Origin of the sequence: Nocardiopsis sp. RV163 (assembly GCF_001029525.1) — a bacterium.
In the GTDB taxonomy this organism is placed as follows: domain Bacteria; phylum Actinomycetota; class Actinomycetes; order Streptosporangiales; family Streptosporangiaceae; genus Nocardiopsis; species Nocardiopsis dassonvillei.
Genome location: NZ_LEKI01000276.1, coordinates 1 through 3,859, shown reverse-complemented (window position 1 = coordinate 3,859; position 3,859 = coordinate 1). Strand labels below are relative to the sequence as shown.

Genomic DNA, 3,859 nt, shown 5'->3' with positions numbered 1-3,859 from the left:
CCCCCGAGTCCCCCCTCTCCGCCGCCTGCCCGGACCACCACGCGCTGCGGTCCGGCAGATCCCTGCTCGCCCGCGTGAGCCACGGGATCCGACTGGCGCAGGGCGGCATGTTCGAGCAGACCGCGGCCCTGCTGGACGAGGCCCACCGGCGCCTGCTCGGTCACCCGGTGGCCGAGTCCGCGACGGTGATGCCCGGCGTCCTGCTCAACCTGGGCCTGGCGCAGACGCTGTGCGGCCGATTCCCCCAAGCCGAGGAACACCTGTGCGAGGCCCGCTCCCTGGCACGGGAGCGCCGACTGCCGCTGATGGGCCTGGTCATCGACCAGAACCTGGGCTGCCTCAGCCTCTACCGGGGCGACGCCCCCGCGGCCATCGCCGCCTTCCACGCCCTGACCGACCGACTGCCCTCCCAACGCCGCGAGGCGCTGCACGTGGACCTGGCCGAGGCGCTGCTCGCCGAGGGTCTGGTGGAGGAGGCGGCGACGGCACTCGCGGACGGCCCCTGGGCCGGGGGCTCGTCGGCCAACGCCCTGCTGGTGGAGGCCAAGCTGCGGCTGCTGCGGGGCGACAACCGCCACACGGTCGAGCTCACCCGCCGGGTGCGGCACTCCTTCGGCACGGGCTCGCTGTGGTACCGGCTGGCCACGCGCCTGGAAAAAATGGCACTGCGCGAGGGCCGGACGGCCTCTCCCGTGGCCCGTGCCAGGAACGCCCTGGCCGTCCGCGCGCCCCTGGCCGCACCGCGGCCCTCGGGGAGGAGCGCCGTCCATCTGGCCCTGGACACCCTGGACGCGCACCCGCGCCTGGCGCCGGGCCCCTGGCTGGCGGGCGCGGTGAGCGACCCCCACGTCGTCCGCGCGGGCCTGGAGAGCGCCCTGCGCGACGGGGAGGCGGCCACCGCCCTGGAGTGGGCGGAACTGGCCCGGACCCGGGCCGCACCCCACGTCCCGGGTCCCGGCGTACGCACACCGGCGACGGCCTCGCTGGCCGACCGCTACCGTGCGGCGCTGGTCCGCGGTCGCGATCCGCACGCCCTGGCCCAGCGCCTGGAGTCGGCCCGCTGGCAGGCGCACCACGAGGACACGGTGGCACGCCGCGCCCCCGCACCCTCGCCCGTGGCGGGTGCGCTGCTGGAGCGGCTGGGCGACCGGGCCTTCGTACGGTACACCCGGGCGCACGGGGAGGCCGTCGCGCTCGTGGCCGCGGCCGGACGGGTCCACGTACGCGTCCTGGGGCCGCTCCCGCGTGTGGCCCGCGCGATGGCCCGGTTCGTCCACCCGGTTGCGTTCGCGCAGGACGCGTGCGAGGCGCGGGAGGCGGCCGAGGGCGCCGCCCGCGTCCTCCTCGAACCGCTGCTGGCCCTGGTCGGCGACCGCCCTCTGGTCGTGGCCGGAGACGCCTACCTCGGCGATCCCCCATGGGGCATGCTCCCCGCGCTGCGGGGCCGTCCGCTGAACCTGGTGCCCGGAGCCGGGTTCTGGCTGGAGCGGACCCGACCCGGGGCCCCCGCGCCCCGCCCGCCGGAGCGGGTGCTGCTGGTGGCGGCGCCCGAACCGGACGGGGCGGCTCGCGAGGTCGCCGCGCTGGCCGGCGTGTACCCGGGGGCGCGCGTGCTCCGCGCCGACCGTGCCCTGCGCTCCGACGTCCTGGCCGCCCTCGGCCGGGCCGACCTGGCCCACCTGGCGGGGCACGGGCGCGTCCCCGGCCGCTCGCCCATGCTCGCCTCGGTCGGCCTGGGCGACGGGCCGCTGCTCGCCTGCGACCTGGCCGAACTGCCCGAGGCCCCGGACACGGTGGTGCTGTCGACCTGTTGGAGCGGCCGGGGCTTCGCGGACCGAGCCGGGGCTCCGCTCGGGTTCACCGGCGCGCTGCTCGCGGCCGGGGTCCGCACGGTGGTGGCCAGCCCCGTCCCCGTCCGGGACGCGGGGACCGTCGGGGCCATGCGCCTGTTCCACCGCGCGCTCGCCGCGGGCGTCCCCGCGCCCGAGGCGGTGGCTGTCCACCTCGGGCGGGCGGGGTTCTGCTGTTTCGGCGTCTGAGCCCGCTACCAGCCGCGCTCGCGCCACTCCCCCAGGTGCGGACGCTCGGCGCCCAGGGTGGTGTCGCGTCCGTGCCCGGGGTAGACCCAGGTGTCGTCGGCCAGTGCCCCGAACAGGCGCTCCTCCACGTCCGCGAACAGGACGCGGAAGTCGTCGTCGGACCAGGTGCGGCCGACGCCTCCCGGGAAGAGGGAGTCGCCCGTGAACAGGTGGGTGCGGCCCTCGGGGTCGTCGTAGCGCAGGGCGATGGACCCGGGCGTGTGCCCGCGCAGGTGGATGACGGTGAGGTGGCACTCCCCGACCGGGACGCGCGACCCGTGCACGACGGGCTCGTCCACGGAGACCGGGAGCTCCTCGCCGTCGTCGGGGTGGGCGACCGTGCGCGCCCCGGTCTGGCCCACGACCTCGGCCAGGGCCTGCCAGTGGTCCTGGTGGCGGTGGGTGGTGACCACCCGGGCCAGACCCTCCTCGCCGATCAGCTCCAGGATGCGGTCGGGTTCGGCCGCGGCGTCGATGAGGACGGCCTCGCCGGTGCGCTGGCAGCGCAGCAGGTAGGCGTTGTTGTCCATCGGGCCGACGGCCAGTTTGGTGATGGTCAGGTGCGGTAGTCGTCGCAGGTCGGCGGGGCCGCCGACCCTGGTATCTCCGGAGTAGCTCACCCGACCATTGTGGCCCGTGTCCGGGAGCGGACGCACCGGGGTGGCACGGGTGTGCGGCCGCGGCGGCCCGGACGGGCCGCCGCGGCCGGGGTCACCTGGCCCAGCGGGGCGCGCGCTTGTCGAAGAACGCCGCGCGGCCCTCGGCGGCGTCCTCTCCGGCGAAGAACTCCGCGGACAGCTCGCCCATCCGGGCGAAGGCCTCGCAGCGCCGGTCCGGGGCCGCCAGCGCGCCCGCTCCCAGTTCGCTCAGGAGTTCCTTGGTGCGCGAGAGCGCGCGCGGCGCCGATCCCCGCAGTCCCTGCAGGATCGCGTCCACGGCGTGCGGCATGTCGCGGTCGGGGACGGCCTGGGTGAGGAGTCCGGCCTTGGCGGCGGCGGAGGCGTCGAACAGCTCGCCGGTGAGGAAGTAGCGGCTGAGCTGGCGCGAGTGCATCCGCGCGGACACCGGGACGGAGATGACGGCGGGGACCACGCCGATGCGCACCTCGGTGAAGGCGAACGTGGCGCTCTTGGGAGCCAGGGCGATGTCGGCGGCGGCCACCAGTCCGATGCCCCCGGCGCGGGCGGCGCCGTTGAGCACGGCGACCACCGGTTTGGGGGCGCCCATGATCTGCTCGAAGATCTCGGGGAGTTCGGGCGCCGGTTCGACCGGGGCGCCCCGCAGGGCCGCGCCGACCTCCTTCAGGTCGGCTCCGGCGCAGAACACCGGGCCGGTGCCGGTGAGCGCGATGGCGCGTACCTCGTCGTCGGCCACCGCCTCGGCCAGGGCACCCGACAGTTGCGCGCGCAGCCGGGCGGACAGGGCGTTGCGGTTGCGGGGGGAGTCGAGGGTGACCGTGGCGATTGAGCGCTCGACGGCCAGGCGTACCAGGGGCGTGTCGTCCGAGGGGGTCGGGGACGGGTGCTGCGTCATCGCAGGCGGGCCTTTCTCAGGGTCCATACTCGCGGGTGCCGGAGAGGGGGACGCGCGCGCGTTCGTGTCGCGGCGCGCTCACGCGCCCGGCTGGTGGCCGACCGCGTCCGACTCTGTGGCGTGGTGCACGAATCCGGTCCCACCCTAGACAACCGGGCCCCGGGGACACCATGTCCGTGTACACCCCGCTTGTTAAGTCCCCCTCACAAGTGCCCGCGCGTGTGGCGGGTCGGGGTGCAGCCCGACCC

General features: G+C 76.2%; 3 protein-coding genes. 1 reads left to right on the top strand and 2 read right to left on the bottom strand.

Annotated features, from left to right (window positions below; translation table 11 throughout):
- On the top strand, positions 1 to 2,039 hold a 2,039-nt coding region (locus tag ABD54_RS25875), incomplete at its 5' end, for a CHAT domain-containing protein (protein WP_047872165.1).
- A 5-nt stretch (positions 2,040 to 2,044) separates the two neighbouring features.
- Here the strand turns inward: ABD54_RS25875 and ABD54_RS25870 are convergent.
- Positions 2,045 to 2,698, bottom strand: coding sequence for an MBL fold metallo-hydrolase (locus ABD54_RS25870; RefSeq protein WP_047872164.1), 654 nt, complete (start codon positions 2,696 to 2,698; stop codon positions 2,045 to 2,047).
- 91 nt (positions 2,699 to 2,789) lie between these two features.
- Positions 2,790 to 3,611: an enoyl-CoA hydratase-related protein gene (locus ABD54_RS25865; RefSeq protein ID WP_047872163.1), complete on the bottom strand. Its 822-nt coding sequence runs from the start codon at positions 3,609 to 3,611 to the stop codon at positions 2,790 to 2,792.
- Between the last annotated feature and the right edge of the window lie 248 nt (positions 3,612 to 3,859).